At 53.2% G+C, this 15658-nt stretch carries 16 protein-coding genes; 9 read left to right on the forward strand and 7 right to left on the reverse strand.

The window, feature by feature from the left end:
• Positions 1 to 207 precede the first annotated feature (207 nt).
• Together ACFO3I_RS00540 and ACFO3I_RS00545 are read right to left on the reverse strand one after the other, a co-directional pair.
• Complete coding sequence (locus tag ACFO3I_RS00540) at positions 208 to 1506, reverse strand: cation:proton antiporter (protein WP_377330848.1); 1299 nt, start codon at positions 1504 to 1506, stop codon at positions 208 to 210.
• A gap of 149 nt (positions 1507 to 1655) precedes the next feature.
• Entirely contained in the window at positions 1656 to 2894 is a 1239-nt protein-coding gene (locus ACFO3I_RS00545) for an NRAMP family divalent metal transporter (RefSeq protein ID WP_377330850.1), read from the reverse strand.
• A gap of 154 nt (positions 2895 to 3048) precedes the next feature.
• Here ACFO3I_RS00545 and ACFO3I_RS00550 point away from each other — a divergent pair, with 154 nt between their 5' ends.
• Complete coding sequence (locus ACFO3I_RS00550; RefSeq protein WP_377330852.1) at positions 3049 to 3324, forward strand: hypothetical protein; 276 nt, start codon at positions 3049 to 3051, stop codon at positions 3322 to 3324.
• A gap of 26 nt (positions 3325 to 3350) precedes the next feature.
• On the opposite strand, the gene ACFO3I_RS00555 is transcribed toward ACFO3I_RS00550, so the two are convergent.
• Entirely contained in the window at positions 3351 to 3923 is a 573-nt protein-coding gene (locus ACFO3I_RS00555; RefSeq protein ID WP_377330854.1) for a GNAT family N-acetyltransferase, read from the reverse strand.
• 77 nt (positions 3924 to 4000) lie between these two features.
• Between ACFO3I_RS00555 and ACFO3I_RS00560 the strand changes: the two genes are divergently transcribed.
• The gene (locus ACFO3I_RS00560; RefSeq protein WP_377330855.1) at positions 4001 to 5341 is read left to right on the forward strand and encodes an NAD(P)/FAD-dependent oxidoreductase; all 1341 of its coding nucleotides are present in this window, start codon (positions 4001 to 4003) and stop codon (positions 5339 to 5341) included.
• A gap of 187 nt (positions 5342 to 5528) precedes the next feature.
• On the opposite strand, the gene ACFO3I_RS00565 is transcribed toward ACFO3I_RS00560, so the two are convergent.
• Positions 5529 to 6302: a substrate-binding periplasmic protein gene (locus ACFO3I_RS00565; RefSeq protein ID WP_377330857.1), complete on the reverse strand. Its 774-nt coding sequence runs from the start codon at positions 6300 to 6302 to the stop codon at positions 5529 to 5531.
• A gap of 128 nt (positions 6303 to 6430) precedes the next feature.
• On the opposite strand from ACFO3I_RS00565, the gene ACFO3I_RS00570 reads away from it, so the two are divergent.
• The 7 genes from ACFO3I_RS00570 to ACFO3I_RS00600 all read left to right on the forward strand — a co-directional run bounded on the left by ACFO3I_RS00570 (position 6431) and on the right by ACFO3I_RS00600 (position 14058).
• Positions 6431 to 6682 carry a GNAT family N-acetyltransferase gene (locus tag ACFO3I_RS00570; protein ID WP_377330859.1) on the forward strand — a complete coding sequence of 84 codons (252 nt, stop codon included), beginning with the start codon at positions 6431 to 6433 and terminating at the stop codon, positions 6680 to 6682.
• Between the two features lie 79 nt (positions 6683 to 6761).
• Positions 6762 to 7310, forward strand: coding sequence for a glycine zipper 2TM domain-containing protein (locus ACFO3I_RS00575; RefSeq protein ID WP_377330861.1), 549 nt, complete (start codon positions 6762 to 6764; stop codon positions 7308 to 7310).
• 163 nt (positions 7311 to 7473) lie between these two features.
• Positions 7474 to 7854 (forward strand): DUF1294 domain-containing protein, encoded by a 381-nt coding sequence (locus tag ACFO3I_RS00580; protein ID WP_377330862.1) that lies wholly within the window; start codon positions 7474 to 7476, stop codon positions 7852 to 7854.
• A gap of 91 nt (positions 7855 to 7945) precedes the next feature.
• Positions 7946 to 9118, forward strand: coding sequence for a dipeptidase (locus ACFO3I_RS00585; RefSeq protein WP_377330864.1), 1173 nt, complete (start codon positions 7946 to 7948; stop codon positions 9116 to 9118).
• 24 nt (positions 9119 to 9142) lie between these two features.
• Positions 9143 to 12457 carry an MHYT domain-containing protein gene (locus ACFO3I_RS00590; protein WP_377330866.1) on the forward strand — a complete coding sequence of 1105 codons (3315 nt, stop codon included), beginning with the start codon at positions 9143 to 9145 and terminating at the stop codon, positions 12455 to 12457.
• Positions 12457 to 13452 (forward strand): response regulator, encoded by a 996-nt coding sequence (locus ACFO3I_RS00595; protein WP_377330868.1) that lies wholly within the window; start codon positions 12457 to 12459, stop codon positions 13450 to 13452. The genes ACFO3I_RS00590 and ACFO3I_RS00595 overlap by 1 nt, the downstream gene beginning before the upstream one ends.
• Positions 13453 to 13527: 75 nt before the next feature.
• Positions 13528 to 14058, forward strand: coding sequence for a hypothetical protein (locus ACFO3I_RS00600; protein ID WP_377330870.1), 531 nt, complete (start codon positions 13528 to 13530; stop codon positions 14056 to 14058).
• Positions 14059 to 14133: 75 nt separating this feature from the next.
• On the opposite strand, the gene ACFO3I_RS00605 is transcribed toward ACFO3I_RS00600, so the two are convergent.
• The 3 genes from ACFO3I_RS00605 to ACFO3I_RS00615 form a co-directional block, all read right to left on the reverse strand.
• A complete protein-coding gene (locus ACFO3I_RS00605) occupies positions 14134 to 14412 on the reverse strand; it encodes a cell division protein ZapA (RefSeq protein WP_377330871.1) in 279 nt (92 codons plus the stop codon).
• 3 nt (positions 14413 to 14415) lie between these two features.
• On the reverse strand, positions 14416 to 14619 hold the full coding sequence (locus ACFO3I_RS00610) for a hypothetical protein (protein WP_377330872.1): 204 nt from the start codon (positions 14617 to 14619) through the stop codon (positions 14416 to 14418).
• Positions 14620 to 14784: 165 nt separating this feature from the next.
• Positions 14785 to 15588, reverse strand: a complete 804-nt coding sequence (locus ACFO3I_RS00615) for a DUF2884 family protein (RefSeq protein ID WP_377330873.1) — start codon at positions 15586 to 15588, stop codon at positions 14785 to 14787.
• Between the last annotated feature and the right edge of the window lie 70 nt (positions 15589 to 15658).

The raw sequence follows: 15658 nt of genomic DNA on the forward strand, positions 1-15658 counted from the left end.
GCATTTAAAGTCACATCCAGCTCCGTCTACATTGAGATTAACCTGGATCAAGTATGCTTTTTATTCGCCTAATTTCCATGAAATGACGGAAAATTTGTTTATTTTCTATGCCTTAGATGGAAAAAGCTGAAGGATAGGTTTAGACAACAGGATGGCAGGAAGCCTGACTGCCGTGCAGGATAACGGCAATCAGGTATGGAGGAAGAATCAGGAGCCAGCCTGGCCTTTTACTTCCCGCAGTTCAATGGATTCTGGTTGATGATCCACGACAGGTTTCGGCTGAAACCTGCCATAAACCAATTCAAACAGCGGAGTCGCCATAAAAGTGGTGACAATCGCCATCAGCACCATAATGGAGAACAGAGCAGGTTCAATCACCCCATACTTCAGAGCGATATTGATAATAATCAGCTCCATCAGACCACGGGCATTCATCAGAGCGCCGACCGCCATCGCCGTCGGATTGTCTGTACCTGTTAACCGTGCAGCTGCCCAACAGGCAATAAATTTGGCAAACACAGAGGCCACCAGAATAATCAGTGCCACGGACATCACATCCCAGGAACCAAGAATGGTCAGCTGGGTTTTCAGGCCTGAATAGGTGAAGAACATCGGCAACAGCAGATAAATCGTGATTTTCTCCAGCCGCTTACGGATTTGCTCCACCAGTTCGCCACGAGGCATGGCGATCCCCAGAATAAAGCCACCAAAGACCGCATGCAGACCCACCCATTCCATGGCGTAAGCCGATGCAGCAAACAGCATCAGCACAAACACAAACTGCAGCGGGCTTAACACCCCTGTTCGTTCTACTTTATCCGCCAAAGGCTGCAGCCAGCGCGTGACGTATAGAAACATCAGGGTGGCATAACTGATGCCTCCTAAAACCGCTTTCACCGCCAATATAGCTCCGCCACCGAAACTCGCCAGCACCACAGCAAGCACAGTCCAGGCGGCTGCATCGTCAATAGCACCTGCGGCCAGCGCCAGAGTCCCCAACGCCGTACCGGACAAACCTCGCTCATAAATAATCCGCGCCAGCATTGGAAAGGCCGTAATAGCAATGGCGGCGCCCAGAAATAGTGCCGCATTTCCATAAGAGATACCTGTGGCAAAAAGCCCGGGGATATCCAGCAGCCACAGACACAACACAGCTGCAACCGTAAAAGGCACCAGCATTCCGGCTAACGAGACAGCAATGGCGTTTTTCGCCTGTGCTCTAAAGAGTTGGGTGTTAAACTCCAGCCCGACCAGAAACATGTAAAGCCCGACCCCAAGCTGTGCGCCGAAATACAGCAACGGCATGCTGTGTGGAATAAAAATCTGTTGTTGAATATCAGGCCAGAACAGGCCAAACAAAGAAGGGCCAAGCACCACACCAGCAACCATTTCACCAACCACTTTGGGTTGGCCAATAAAACGCGCCAGATAACCGAAAATCTGCGCGGCAACCAGAATCACCGCCAATTGCAGCGCAAAGGCCGCTAACAGCTCATAAAAAGCCATGATAAGTCCCTGTTGAAAATCAATAATTGTGTTTTTGCGAAGGCCTGCCAGCTGAAGCTGGTCTGTTTTGGCTCAGCCTACTTTGGCGGCCATCACAACACAAGAGGCCGCCAGACTGATTTAATTAAAGCATCGATAGGTAATCGCTTTCATTTGATAAGTAACCACCACAAAAACAGCAGCGCAAAACCGAATAAATACAGCAAGCCTAACCAGGATAAAGCGCGGATCCAGGTCGACATCTGGCCAGCGCGTTGCATCAGCCGGTAGTTCAGCCAGGCAAACACCGGCGTGGTGACAAAAGCCAGGCTCATTGCGAATGTAAGCATAGGCCCCAAGGCCGATTTAAAGAACAGAATCACCGCCAGCCCGGCCATTGCCTGCAGCACCAGCCAGACCGAATAACTGCGGGTGCTGTTGCTTTTTTGCCAGCCAAGCAGTTGGAAAGACTCGTTGATGGTACGGGCATAGCCGTCCAACACGGTCAATGTGGTGCCAAACATACATAAGAAAGCCACCAGCGCCACCAGCAAGGTCGACCAGTCGCCAATAGTTTTGGCGTAAATGCCGACAAACTGCTGGATATAGCTGCCACCGGCCAGCGCCAGTTCCTGCGCTGAGCCAAATTGCACCAAAGCCCCCAGTGACAAAAACACCAACGCCAGCGCCGTAGTGCTCCAGTAGCCCAGGTGAAAATCGAACATGCCATTGGCCAAGCTGATCGGCTGATGCTGCTGTTTGGCTTTCAACCACAAGGAGTTAATGGCAGAAATCTCAATAGGGGCCGGCATCCAGCCCATTAAGGCCACCAAAAAGCCCAGGTAGGCCAGTTGCCAGGGCGACGGCGCCACATAATCGGCCGGGGCCTGCATACCTTGTTGCCAGGCAATCACAGCAGCCGTCAGGGTGGTGAAGGTCAGCAGCACCATCACCCATTTCGATACTTTGTCCAGCAAGCGGTATTGCCCGGCCAGCAACACCAGCAGGCAGACGGCAAGTAACAGACAACACAACACCGTCAGGGACAACTGAACCGGAATAAAGTACTGCAGCAGCGCCGCGGTCAGAATTAACACCCCGGCGGTATTCACCACAGCGGCAATCAGGTTCAGCCAGACAAACCCCAATAAGTACCAGCGACTTTGACGCCGGTAGCCTTCAAGCAGAGTTTCCCCGCTTTGCAGACTGTACTCCACGCCAAAACGGAAGAACGGGTATTTCAGCACATTGACGAGCAGGATCAGCAACGCCAGCTGCCAGCCAAATAAAGCGCCCGCCTGAGTCGACGCGACGATATGCGAACCACCAATAGCGGCAGTGGCTAATAAAATGCCCGGCCCCAGTGCCTGCAAACGGCTGAGCCAAAGTTGTTTTCCCTGTTCTGTCATGATTGTGGAGTAACTGCTGAATAAAAGTGCACCAGCTTAGCCAATGCCAACCACGAACTCCATGCTCAGGCCGAAAAATCACCGCGACCGGACAACAAACTTGCCGCCCGGCACCAGCTCTGGCATGCTGCGGCTTTTCTGCCGGAGCACACAGATGGATCAGGAACAGGTTGATCAGGGCATTTTATTTGAAGTGCTGGAAAACCAGTTGGCCGACAACAACCCCAAACAAGTGAAAGAAACCATGTTGCGGCTGCGGATGACCGGCCATAGCAATGACGAAGCCCTGGAGCTGATGGCCTGCGCTTTAGCGCCGGAAATGCACGCGGTGATTGAACAGGGGCAAGCCTTTAACCTGGAGCGTTATGTACAGCACCTGGCGCTGTTACCACAAACGCCCTGGCTGACTGATGCAGACCTGGCGGACTGAGCACGCGCTCAGTCTGGCCTCATCGCTTAGCGGAACAACAAAATCATCTCGGCCGCTTCGCAGCGACAGTCAAAACCACAACGCACACACTCATAGCCATTGTGGCTGTCTTTACGCCATTTATCCGGGTGAATTTTCACCAGCTGACCACCTTGTTTGCTGAAATAACGCACTGCGGCATTGCCCGGGCTTTGCCGCCACAAATGCGCGACCCCGGCTTGAGCACCCTGCGCTTTTAGCGCTGCCACCGACCGCTGCATCAGCTCCCCCCCTATTCCACGCCCCTGTAATTTCGGCGCTATGGTGTTGCACTTAAAATACGCCACCTGGCTGGCCGGCATAGGCCACAACTCCGGGCTGCACCATAAATCCGGTTGCCAGTTGCCAGCGGCCCAGGCCAGCCGGAAACCCACCAGCTGGTCGTCGCTGTAAGCCACAAAGCTGGCGTCCTGCCCATGCTTGATACCCAACTGGTGGTAATAGGCCAACGTCGGCTGGTCCAGATAGCCGGCACCATGCACCGTATTGGCCAGCGTCAGCAATGGCTGATAATCCTGCAACTGCAGCTGGCGATAGAAAATGCTGGCTGAACTGCGCATCGCCCGCCCCCTTGGTTTTTCCGGTTAATCTTGCCATGATGCGCGAAAAGTCCCGCCACTGACAAGAAGGACACCGCATGTACGATCCCTTGCACGACCCGCACCCAGGTATTGGCCTCGCTTACCCGGACAGTTATTGGGCCAGCCACTCAGGCCAGGCGCCCACCGATCACGGGCCCCTAATCCAAGACACCGAGGCAGAGGTCGTGATTATCGGCGCTGGTTATACCGGTTTATCCTGTGCCTACCATCTGGCAGCAGAGCATGGTATTCAGCCTTTAGTGCTGGAGGCCAACCGCACCGCCTGGGGCTGTAGTGGTCGCAACGCCGGTTTTGTGCTGAAGTCCTCTGGCCGTAAGCCGTACTCAGTGATGAAGCAGCAGTACGGCGAGCAGGTGATGCAGGCTATTTACCGTGAATTTTGTGAAGGTCTGGACACAGTCAAAGGCCTGATCGCCACCGGAATTCAGTGCGATCAGCAGGACATGGGTTATCTGCGCATGGCGCATAAACCGGCGATGATCAAAACCCTGCAGGCCCAAGCCGCCCTGATGCAACGCGAGTTTAACTACCAGGTGGAATTTATCAGCCGTGACCAGTTGCATCAGCAGTATGTTGCTGACCAGCAGGCCTATGCTGCCTTACGTTTTCACGACGGCTTTGGCCTGAACCCACTGAAACTGGCCTGGGGCTACCAGCAACTCGCCATGCAGCAAGGAGCGGTGATTCACAGTGCCAGCCCGGTGCTGGACTGGCGGACAGAAAACGGCAAACAGCTGTTGGTCACTCCACAAGGCAGAGTGCGGGCGGAACGGGTGGTGATTGCCAGTAATGGCTATACACCAAAAGCGCTGCATCCCGGCGTGCAGGCCCGATCTTTGCCTGTGTTGTCACAAATTATTGTCACCCAGCCGTTGTCAGCCGGGCAACTGGCGGCCTGTAACCTGTTGACCAGCCAGGTGGTGATGGACACCAGAGCACTGAAGTATTACTACCGCAAGTTGCCGGATAACCGCATTCTGTTTGGCGGGCGTGGCGCTATTACTGGCAAAGGAGCTGAAGACCCCTATTTTGCCAAACGTTTGTTGGCGGTGCTGAAACAAAGCTTTCCGGCCTTAAGTGATGTGCAGTATGACTACAGCTGGTCCGGCTGGATTTGTATGGCTCTGGACGATATCCCGCATCTGGCAGCGGCCGATGACTGTAGCAAGGTGCTGTATAGCATGGGCTATTGTGGCGCTGGCCTGACGTTTTCTGCCCAAGCCGGCAAGCGGCTGGCGCAGCGTATTGCCGGTGTGCAGCTACCCGCTATTCCGCTGTATCAGCAGCGCTTACCCCGCTTCCCACTACCGGCCTTGCGTCGCCTTGGGCAATGGGGCTATTTTCAGTATGGTCGGGTTAAAGATCAGTGGTTTTAAAGTTCGGGCAAACCAGCTAGACTGGCGCCCTTTTTTTCACCGGGGCGCCCGGTCCGGAGGTTAGGATGAGTTCAAGCAAAGCACTAAAAAAGAAAATAGCCAAGCGGGCCAAACAGAAGAAAAACATCCAGGTAAAAAACTCGATCCGGCTAAAACAAAAAGCCGAAACTGAACAAGGCAGCAGCGTTCAGTCAGCCAAAGCTGTGGCAGGCGCAGCAGCCGATTCTTCAGAAAACAGCTGATTCAACTCGCCAAAATACTTCAGCTGCAAGGCGTTGAATTCGGGAGAGGCCAACACCTCGGCCAAAGCCCGGTCAAAGCGCTGACGCAGCACATCAGTCCGGAACGCCGCATGGTACAGGCTGGGTGGAAATAACCTGGCCAACTGCAATTCATCGATACTGCGTTCATGCTGCTGCAGGTAATAATTCAGAATATTCCGATCGGCGACCACTAAATCACAACGGCTCATCAGCAACATCTGCACCTGCTGACTCTGATTAGCCAGCTCCTGATAACTCTCCATCGCATTGACACTGGTTTCATAGTCGTCTCCTAACAAACGGTGTGCATTATGAAAAGCCACCACAGTGTAGGGTTGCATATCCATAAAGCGGCGGATGTCTATCGAGCGGATTTTCAGGCTGCCCACTATATTCTGGTACTGAATATAAGGGTCGGAATAAAACAAGGGCTGGGACGGGTCAACCTTTTGCAGCGAGGCCATATCGGCTTTGCCCTCCAACAGCAAATCGCGCAGCCTGGCGTTGGGCACATGCAGAAACTGCGCTTCAGCCCCCATATGCTTCAGCACCAGCCGCAGCAGATCCAATTCATAACCAGATTGATCAGTCAGGTTAATGTACGGGGGTTTGTCCAACCCCACCAGCACGGTCAAGGTGGTTTTGGCGACAGCAACAGACGAGATCAGCAAGACAAGGGCAGACAGCAAAATTTTCATGCGTGGTACTTCTCCTCAACACAGGGACAACCTTCGAACACACAAAATTTATTCGCAAAACGTCAACAGACTCTGGCCGCTTCTGTTAAAAGATAGGCATGATTTCACGCCTTTACACACAGACCGCTATGTCCTACCAAGTCATCCATCAGCCAGAGCAACAGCAATTTGTGATTACCCTGAGCCAATCTCAGGCTTATCTGCTGTATCGGCTGGATCCCCAAAATCATGCAATAAATTTTTACTCCACCTTTGTGCCGGATGAAGCCCGCGGTCTGGGGCTGGCGCGCCTGTTAACAGAAACCGGTCTGGCCTGGGCTCAACAGCTGCAGCTGACCATTCACGCCGATTGTTGGTATGTGCAGAAATTCTTACCGTGATTCAGCGGGCATAAAGCTTAGTTCCGTTACCTTAAATCCTGTCAGCAAGCGCTGGATCAGATTGGATACGAGGTGAACTATGAATAAGTCTTTAATCGCAGGTGTAGTAGTAGGGGGTATTGCCGTCACCGCCTTAGGTTCTATCGCTGGCTATAGCTATCTGGGTAAAGAACCCCAATTTGCCGAAGTAGTGGCCAGTAAAGCGGTCTATCAGTCCGTCTCAGTGCCGACCGAACAATGTTCAGACCAGGTGGTTCAGCAACGCCGCGCTGTACAGGACCAGAATCAAATTGCCGGTACTGTGTTAGGCGCCGTCGTGGGTGGTGTGCTGGGTAATCAGGTCGGTGGTGGCTCAGGCAAAAAGCTCGCCACTGTTGCCGGTGCGGCGGCAGGCGGTTATGCCGGTAAGCAAGTGCAAACCGATATGCAAAACAAAGACGTGGAAACCAGCACTCGCCGTGTCTGCAAAACAGTGCAAAAAACTGAGAAGCAGTTAGTTGGCTATGACGTGACCTATATTCTGGATGGCAAAGTCCACAAAACCCGACTGGACGAAGAACCGGCCGAACGGGTTCCGGTCATCGACGGACAGGCCGACTTCAGTGCCAGCCTGGCAGCAAATCACTGATCTCATGCAGGCAGCCACCAAAATGGCTGCCTGTTATTTTTGTGCGTTATAGTCAATCTGCAACGAACTGTTACTTTGGTACGCCCCTTTGAAATCCAGTTGTATTTGTGCGAAGAGGGCAAGTATAAATAGCGATATTCCCTTCTGACTCTGGACCGCCCTTATGCCTGAACACCGCACCGTCAGCACAGGATTGAAACTCAGCCTGTCCGTATTCGTCCTGGTTACCTTGTTGTTGCTTTATCTGGACTGGCAACTGGTGGTGCCTGGCTGGTTGAAGTACCTTCTGTTACTGCTGAACCTGGCGACACTTTTTGGTTACTGGCGGGACAAAAAAGCCGCCGAGCAACAGGCCTGGCGTACCCAAGAAAGTACCTTGTTACTGCTGGGTCTGCTCGGTGGCTGGCCAGCCGCCTTAATTGCCCAGCACGGGTTCCGGCATAAAAACAAAAAACTGAGTTTCCAAATTCTGTTTTATCTGACGGTCCTGCTGAGCTCTGGCCTGTTTTACGCACTCTGGTTGCACAGCACTTTGCTGCCATAAGCGGAAAAACTGCGGCCATCATGCTGGTCGCACCGCTCAAAGCACGTTAAATTAGTCCCTTACAATAATTTCAAAATTTGTTGAGGGGCTTATGCGCTTGTCTGCTTTACCTTTTTCCGTGTTACTTGCTCTGTTATCCAGCCACAGCATGGCCAGCGATCTGGCAGCTAAAGCACAACAACTGGCGCAGCAGAAGCTGATTATCGACACCCATATCGATGTGCCTTACCGTTTGCACGACGACTGGGAAGACGTCACCAAAGCCACCCAACGCGGCGAGTTCGATTACCCGCGCGCCAAAGCCGGTGGGTTAAATGCGCCATTTATGTCGATTTACATTCCGTCTTCGTATGAAAAAAGTGGCGGTGGTTATCAGTTTGCCAACCAGCTGATTGACAGCATGGAGGCGCTAGTCGCCCGGGCACCGGACAAGTTCGCCATGGCTTACAGCAGCAAAGACCTGGCCGAGCAATTCAAACAAGGCAAAATCTCCCTCGCGCTGGGTATGGAAAACGGCACGCCGATTGAAGGCAAACTGGAGAACCTGCAGCATTTCTACAACCGCGGTATCCGTTACATCACGCTGACGCATTCCGAGAGCAACCATATTGCCGACTCCAGCTATGACCTGCGTCGCCAATGGAAAGGCCTGAGTCCGTTTGGTAAGGAACTGGTCGTCGCGATGAACAACACTGGCGTGATGATCGATATTTCCCACGTCTCTGACGACGCTTTCTATCAGGCTGTGGCATTAAGCAAAGTGCCGGTCATTGCGTCCCACTCGTCGTTACGGGCGTTCGTGCCTGGTTTTGAACGCAATATGGACGACAAGATGATTAAAGCCCTGGCCAAAAACGGCGGTGTGATCCAGATGAACTTTGGTTCTGCTTTCCTGGTACAAGCAGCCAACCAGTGGGGTTTACAACGCGATGCCGCCTTTAAGGCCTCTGGCCAGACCAACAAAGACGCCTTTAGCTTAGAGTACAAGAAACAACACCCTTATCCTTTTGCCAGTCTGGACAAAGTGCTGGATCATATTGATTACGTCACCAAACTGGTTGGCATTGACTATGTGGGCATCGGCTCTGACTTTGACGGTGTCGGTGATTCTCTGCCAGAACAGCTGAAGGATGTGTCGATGTATCCGAATTTAATTGAAGGGATGCTGCAGCGCGGTTATTCAGAACAGGATATTGAAAAAGTCCTGTCAGGCAACCTGCTGCGGGTGTGGCGTGCAGTGGAAGACTACGCTGCAAAACATTAATTTCTTTGCTGTGGAGGCCTGAGCATGTGGTCCTGGCTGAATCAACTTTTTACCCATCCGGCCGAAGCTGATCTGCTGCTTGGAACCTATGACCCTGCCCTGGTGTCGTTGTCGGTGCTGATTGCTATTTTTGCTTCGGCGATGGCCCTGCAGGTGACAGCTCAGGCCGCAGTGGTGAAACGCACTGGCCTGCGCAATTTAATGTTGCTCAGCGGCAGCTTCAGCCTGGGAGCAGGGGTCTGGTCGATGCATTTTATCGGTATGCTGGCCTTTGCGCTCTGTACACCGGTCAGTTACACCCCCGGACTCACGGCCTTGTCGATACTGCCAAGCATTGCAGCGTCCTGGGTGGCGCTGAACCTGATCAGCCAGAGAAGACTCAGCCCACTGCAACTGGGTCTGGGTGGCTTACTGGTTGGTGCTGGTATCGGCACCATGCATTACAGTGGTATGGCGGCCATGCAGCTGTCTGCCGCGCTGCGATATGATCTGCCAACCTTTATGTTGTCGATTTTGGTGGCTGTAGCGTTGGCGATACTGGCGCTGTGGATCCGCTTTGGCCTGAAACGCTTGCGCCTGCCGCCTCATATACTGACCCTGATGGCCGCCACCGTGATGGGGGCCGCCATTTCCGGTATGCACTACACCGGTATGGCCGCCGCTCGTTTTGTACCGCCAGCAGGCTTTATTCCGGCCAAAGAAAGCGGTGAGTTGCCCATGGTACTGGCCGCTGGCATTACGGTACTGACCCTGGTAATGACCTTGCTGGTGGTCACAGTCAATGTGTTGTTACGTTACCGCGAAGCCAGTGCCCAGGCCAAAGCCAATGAAAGCCGGCTCAGCTCCATGATGGAAACCGCGGTCGATGCTATTGTCACCATAGACCCGGAAGGCTATATCCTCAGTGTCAATAAAGCGACCGCTGCTATATTTGGCTGGGACACCAGCGCCATGTTGGGGAAAAGCATTAACCTGTTAATCCCTGATGAAATTCAGCCGGGAAGCAAAAACTACCTGCAAAAGTATCTCGCCACAGGCAATGTGAGCCTTATCGGCCAGGGCCGGGACGTGCTGGCACGCCACAAAGACGGTAACAACCTTCCTGTTCGACTGGCGGTTGGCCATACCAGGCTGTCAGACCAGGACCTGTTTGTCGCCTTTATTACCGACATCAGCTCACGCCTTCAGATGGAACAGGCGCTGAAAGAGAACGAAGAAAAATTCCGCTCTTTGATCACCAATATCCCGGGCGCCGCCTACCGCTGCCTGTTTAACGAGCACTGGGACATGCTGTTTATCAGCGACGCTATTGAAGGCATTTGTGGCTACCCAGCCAGCGACTTTATGTTGCCGACTCAGGTGCGGCGTTGGACCAGTCTGGTGCATCCGGATGACCTGACCACAGCGCAGCAAATGGAGCTGTATCAGAACGGCTTTCAACTGGAATACCGCATTGTGCATAAAGATGGTTCAGTGCACTGGCTGTTGGAACAGGGCCAGGCCGTTTGCGATGACCAGGGAAAAATCCTCTGGCTGGATGGGTTCCTGATGGATATCACCCAACGTAAACAGATGGAAGTAGAGCTGCTCGACGCGAAAAACCAGGCCGAAGATGCAGCCGCAGCCCGGGCGGCCTTTTTGGCCAATATGAGCCATGAAATCCGCACCCCGATGAATGCCATTATCGGCTTCAGCGATTTGTTACTAAGCACAGATTTACTGCCCGAGCAGCGCAAACACCTGTCGACCATTCACGGCTCTGCCCACTCGTTATTGCACCTGCTGAATGATGTGCTGGACAGCGCCAAGCTGGAAAAAGGCAAGCTGGAGCTGGAAATCAACAACTTCTCCTTACCTGCATTGCTGGACTCTGTGGTATCAACTTTATGGCTGCAAGCCCGCAAAAAACAGCTGGGGCTGGAACTAAAACTGGCCCCTGAGCTGGGTGAGTTTTATTTAGGCGCACCAGAACGCATCCGGCAAATTCTGACCAATCTGATTGGTAATGCCATCAAGTTCACCGAAAAAGGCCAGGTGACTGTGCAGGTTGGGTTGACCACAGATCAGCAGCTGCAATTCCGTATTGTCGACAGCGGCATTGGCATTGCCGCCAATCGCCTGCCCTATATTTTTGACGCCTTCACCCAAGCCGATGCATCAATGAGCCGGCGTTTTGGCGGCACTGGCCTTGGCACTACCATCAGTAAACAACTGGTGGAGCTGATGGGCGGCACCATCCGGGTTGAAAGCACCGAAGGGGTCGGCAGTTGTTTTGAATTTACCCTGCCACTGCAGCCAGGCCAGTATCAACCGCAGCCAGCGCAAGGGCTGGCACCTAAGCTGCCTGCTCTGCACATCCTGATTGCCGACGATATTCCGCAGAACCTGGAACTGCTGCAACTGCTGCTGCAACGCGCCGGTCATTCAGTGATCTCTGCCCGTGATGGTTTAGAAGCAGTGGCCCAGTATCAGCAGCATCAGCCACAGCTGGTATTGATGGATATTCAGATGCCACATCTGGACGGCTTGGGTGCCTGCCGTCAAATCCGTCAGCTGGAAGCTGCCCAGGGCTTGCCGACGGTGCCGGTGATTGCGTTAACCGCCAGTGTACTGGACGAAGACAAACAAGCCGCACGGGATGCCGGCATGCAGGGTTTTGCCACCAAACCTGTCGATTTTGCGGCCTTGTCGCGCGAGATAGCCGCTGTGTTAGGCATCGAACTGCCAGATGCCGCCGACGAGTTCGAAGAAGCGCAGCCAGAGCAACTGATTAACCTGACCAAAGCCTTGCAGCTGTGGGGTCATCAGGACAGTTATCTGTTTAACCTGCGCCAGTTCCTGCAACAGCTACCAGAACAACTGGAATTGATGCTCAGCGCTTACCAGCAAGGCGACCTGACCCAAGTGCAGCATAAAGCGCATGCGCTGAAAGGCGTCAGTGGCAATCTGGCGCTGGAAGCCTTCAGCCGTATTGGCGCTGAATTGGAACAGGCCGCCCGTCAGCTGCAACCGGAACGTTGCCTGCAACTGATCAGCCGTTTACAAAGCGGCTGGCCGCGGCTGGACAAAGCTGCTGCCGCACTGCACAACCAACAACCCGAACAAAGCAATACAGAAACCGTTGACATCACACAACTGCAATTGCTATTGCAACAACTGGCGGCAGGTCTTGCTAAACACCAGCTCGACTCTCAGTTGGTACAGCAACTCAGCCAGGTTCAATCCCCCTGGCAGCATGAAATCCGCCAAATTCTGGAACTGGCAGATGAGTTTGAATTTCAGGCAGCCTTAGCCTTGTTGGATCAGCTGGGGCCGCAACTTAAACAGGACAACAGTTGATGAACCAGGCCAGAATTTTGCTGGTTGATGACGAAGCCACCAACCTGAAGGTGCTGCGCAACGTATTGCAGGACCAGTACCAGCTGATGTTTGCCAAACATGGCGATGAAGCCTTACAGCTGGCCGCCGAACATAAACCGGATTTGATCCTGCTGGACGTGATGATGCCGGGTAAAACCGGCTTTGATGTGTGCACCGAACTGAAACAACACCCGCTGCTGTGCAGTATCCCGGTGATTTTTGTCACCGCATTAAAAGATGAGCTGGATGAAACCAAAGGCTTTGAACTGGGTGCGGTTGATTACATTACCAAACCGATCAGCCCGGCTGTGGTGCGGGCCCGGGTGAAAACCCATTTGTCACTGGTGCAGGCCGAAGAGCTGAAGCAAACCCGTTTGCAGGTGATCCAACGCCTGGGCCGGGCCGCTGAATACAAAGACAACGAAACCGGTTTGCACGTACTGCGCATGAGCCACTATGCCCACGTGCTGGCTCTGGCGTATGGCATGGACGCACAGCGGGCAGAAAACTTATTGCATGCCGCTCCGATGCACGACATCGGCAAAATCGGCATTCCGGATCATATTCTGCTGAAACCGGGCAAACTGACCAGCGAAGAATTTACCGAGATGAAACGCCATCCGCTGATTGGCGCCGAAATCATTGGTGAATGCGACTCAGCATTGCTGCAAATGGCCAAACAGGTTGCGCTTTACCATCATGAGAAGTGGGATGGCTCAGGCTATCCGCATGGCTTGCAAGCCGAACAAATTCCGCTGGAGGCACGTATTGTGGCGGTGGCCGATGTCTTCGATGCACTGACCAGCCCCAGGCCCTACAAACCGGCCTGGTCATTGCAGCAAACCATGGACTATATGCAGCAGCAAAAAGGCCTGCATTTTGAGCCCCGGCTGATTGAGCTGCTGGAACAAAAGCTGCCTGACATTTTAGCTATCCAGCGAAAATGGGCAGAAAAAGACCAGTCGGTACAGTAAAGCATTGCGAATTTGCCGCCGACTTTGCAAGATAAACAGAACTTCTGCCTTCGGGCTGTGAAACGGATTGAACTGATGAAGGTTTTTTACTCTTGCTGGTGTCTGATGTTGTTAACGGCTTGCAGCAGCCTGCAGTACCAGGAACGCCTGCAGCAACCGATGCCGCTGCCGGAAGGTGAATGGACCTTGACCCGGCTGCATCCGAACGATTTAGTGTTGGTCACTGAAATGCGTTGGCAGGACAAAAGCAGCCAGGACTTGGTACAGAGTTTTGTGTTTGAACAGCAGTCCAATGTCAATCTGCAGGACACCAAACGCATTGACGATGAGCAAGGCCAACTGAACTGCGACTTGCTGTTTGACAGCCAGATCCTGAACCAGACGCCACAACGCGGGTATCCGCAACTGACCTGGGTGTCTGAGTGCAAAAGCAGCAACGGCAGCTACTCCAAGGTGCTGCACAAAGCGATAGCAGGCAAAGATTCGCTTTATGTGTTTAACCGCATCTGGCGCACTCAACCATTACAGACCGAATGGGATCTCTGGCTGGACTATAGCAGGCGGATCTACGTCTGTGATCAGCGTCAGGCCAGCAGCTGTCAATAAGTTCGCCACACCAGCCTTGTCAGCGGCAGCACCGCAAAAAGAGGCAGCCAGGCTGCCTAAAAGGAGAGGCCCGAGCTAACGTTGCTCGAGCAAAAGGATCAGATTATCCAGCTGCTGCTGGCAATTCTGTAACTGTGGCTGTTGTTGCTGCATCAGCATCTGGGCTATTTGCAACGACGCCAGCACTATGCTTTGTTCCTGCGATAAATGACCATTGCCTTTGCGCACAGAAACAACCTGTTCATTTAACAAGCGGGCAGCTTCCTGCAAATAGGACTGTTCATGCACCCGACAACGCAGCCGGTACTCCCGGCCGCAGATCAACAACTTCTGTTCAATCAGGGCTGCTGACATGGCTTATCCGGCAGACTTGCCAAAAAGTTGCAGTAACTGCTGCAAATGCTGCTGCACCTGCTGTTGCTGCTCCTCATTCTCCAGCGTTTTCAGTTCCAGTGTTTCCAGTTGAGCTTTGGTGTCATCCACCTGCTGTTTCAGTTGCTGGTTTTCACTGATTAAGCCCTGAACAAGCTGATGCAAATGCTGGAACTGTGAATCGAACATAGGATTTCCTCTCAAGAATACGATGAAGTGGGTGGTCAGGCACTGACAACTGAATGCTCACCGACTTTAGCGGCTGCAATTGAACTCTGGCTGAACAATCAGGCTTTGCGCCAATAAAAAAGCCCGCCAGAATGGCGGGCAAAAAGAGTAGTTCTACTCCAGGGTTCAGAAACTGACCAGCGTGGCGCCATCTTCGCTCTGCTCGGTGTTCAGCAAGTCATAAGCCGCGAAGGCTGGTAATTGCTGTTGCAGACGGCTTTCGACCTGATCCAGCGCCCGCAGGTTCTGGCACAAGGCATCGCCTTGGTGCTCCAGTGCTGAGGCTCTTAATTCAACGCTCTGCTCAATCTGTTGGCCAACCAGTTCCATGCGCTCACCAAAGGCTTCCATTCGCTGCTCAAAATCGCCTTCACCAGACATCATCGCCAGCCCCATTTGCCAGAATACTGAGCCCATGGATTGCTGCACCGCATCTTCCATCGCCTTTTCAAACTCAGGGCCAAAGGCCTCATCCAGTTGCTGCATCTGGCTGCCGCGAATTTCAATGGTCTGGCCGTCACGCACAATCAGCTCGTCGGTGGTCAGTTCCACTTTGTGCAGTGCGCTTTGCAAGCCGTCAAAGTCTTCAATATCTTTGCCGGTCAGTTCGGTCATCGCCTGACCTACAGCACTAACCGCCAGTTTCATGGCGTCACCCACCAGTACCACGGTTTTTTCGGTCTGGTCACGCAGGCCGGCCTGGTACTGCACCAGCAGTTCACGTTGACTGGCGTTCACCTGGTGTGGATTACCGTTCAGCCACAGATTACCCTGTGGGTCGATTTGCCATAACGAATGACCACGGTCCGACAACTCGACCATCGCCGGTGCGATACGCAAGTCCTGCTTCAGTTGCAGGTTGCACTGTGAGGGTTCAGCTGCCGCAGTGGCGCTTAACAACAACATGGAAGTGGCAATCAGAGTTTTCATAAGTGGTCATCCTTTCACTGGTTGATGCCAAAGAATTTGCAAAGCCAATGCCAACACATAAATTATTGTT

It is taken from the genome of Rheinheimera marina (genome assembly GCF_042654345.1).
Lineage (GTDB): Bacteria > Pseudomonadota > Gammaproteobacteria > Enterobacterales > Alteromonadaceae > Pararheinheimera > Pararheinheimera marina.

Excerpts from the sequence above, each read along its gene's own strand:
- ACFO3I_RS00540 (WP_377330848.1), bottom strand. The coding sequence starts at position 1,506 with ATGGCTTTTTATGAGCTGTTAGCGGCCTTTGCGCTGCAATTGGCGGTG.
- ACFO3I_RS00545 (WP_377330850.1), bottom strand. The coding sequence starts at position 2,894 with ATGACAGAACAGGGAAAACAACTTTGGCTCAGCCGTTTGCAGGCACTG.
- ACFO3I_RS00550 (WP_377330852.1), top strand. The coding sequence starts at position 3,049 with ATGGATCAGGAACAGGTTGATCAGGGCATTTTATTTGAAGTGCTGGAA.
- ACFO3I_RS00555 (WP_377330854.1), bottom strand. The coding sequence starts at position 3,923 with ATGCGCAGTTCAGCCAGCATTTTCTATCGCCAGCTGCAGTTGCAGGAT.
- ACFO3I_RS00560 (WP_377330855.1), top strand. The coding sequence starts at position 4,001 with ATGTACGATCCCTTGCACGACCCGCACCCAGGTATTGGCCTCGCTTAC.
- ACFO3I_RS00565 (WP_377330857.1), bottom strand. The coding sequence starts at position 6,302 with ATGAAAATTTTGCTGTCTGCCCTTGTCTTGCTGATCTCGTCTGTTGCT.
- ACFO3I_RS00570 (WP_377330859.1), top strand. The coding sequence starts at position 6,431 with ATGTCCTACCAAGTCATCCATCAGCCAGAGCAACAGCAATTTGTGATT.
- ACFO3I_RS00575 (WP_377330861.1), top strand. The coding sequence starts at position 6,762 with ATGAATAAGTCTTTAATCGCAGGTGTAGTAGTAGGGGGTATTGCCGTC.
- ACFO3I_RS00580 (WP_377330862.1), top strand. The coding sequence starts at position 7,474 with ATGCCTGAACACCGCACCGTCAGCACAGGATTGAAACTCAGCCTGTCC.
- ACFO3I_RS00585 (WP_377330864.1), top strand. The coding sequence starts at position 7,946 with ATGCGCTTGTCTGCTTTACCTTTTTCCGTGTTACTTGCTCTGTTATCC.
- ACFO3I_RS00590 (WP_377330866.1), top strand. The coding sequence starts at position 9,143 with ATGTGGTCCTGGCTGAATCAACTTTTTACCCATCCGGCCGAAGCTGAT.
- ACFO3I_RS00595 (WP_377330868.1), top strand. The coding sequence starts at position 12,457 with ATGAACCAGGCCAGAATTTTGCTGGTTGATGACGAAGCCACCAACCTG.
- ACFO3I_RS00600 (WP_377330870.1), top strand. The coding sequence starts at position 13,528 with ATGAAGGTTTTTTACTCTTGCTGGTGTCTGATGTTGTTAACGGCTTGC.
- ACFO3I_RS00605 (WP_377330871.1), bottom strand. The coding sequence starts at position 14,412 with ATGTCAGCAGCCCTGATTGAACAGAAGTTGTTGATCTGCGGCCGGGAG.
- ACFO3I_RS00610 (WP_377330872.1), bottom strand. The coding sequence starts at position 14,619 with ATGTTCGATTCACAGTTCCAGCATTTGCATCAGCTTGTTCAGGGCTTA.
- ACFO3I_RS00615 (WP_377330873.1), bottom strand. The coding sequence starts at position 15,588 with ATGAAAACTCTGATTGCCACTTCCATGTTGTTGTTAAGCGCCACTGCG.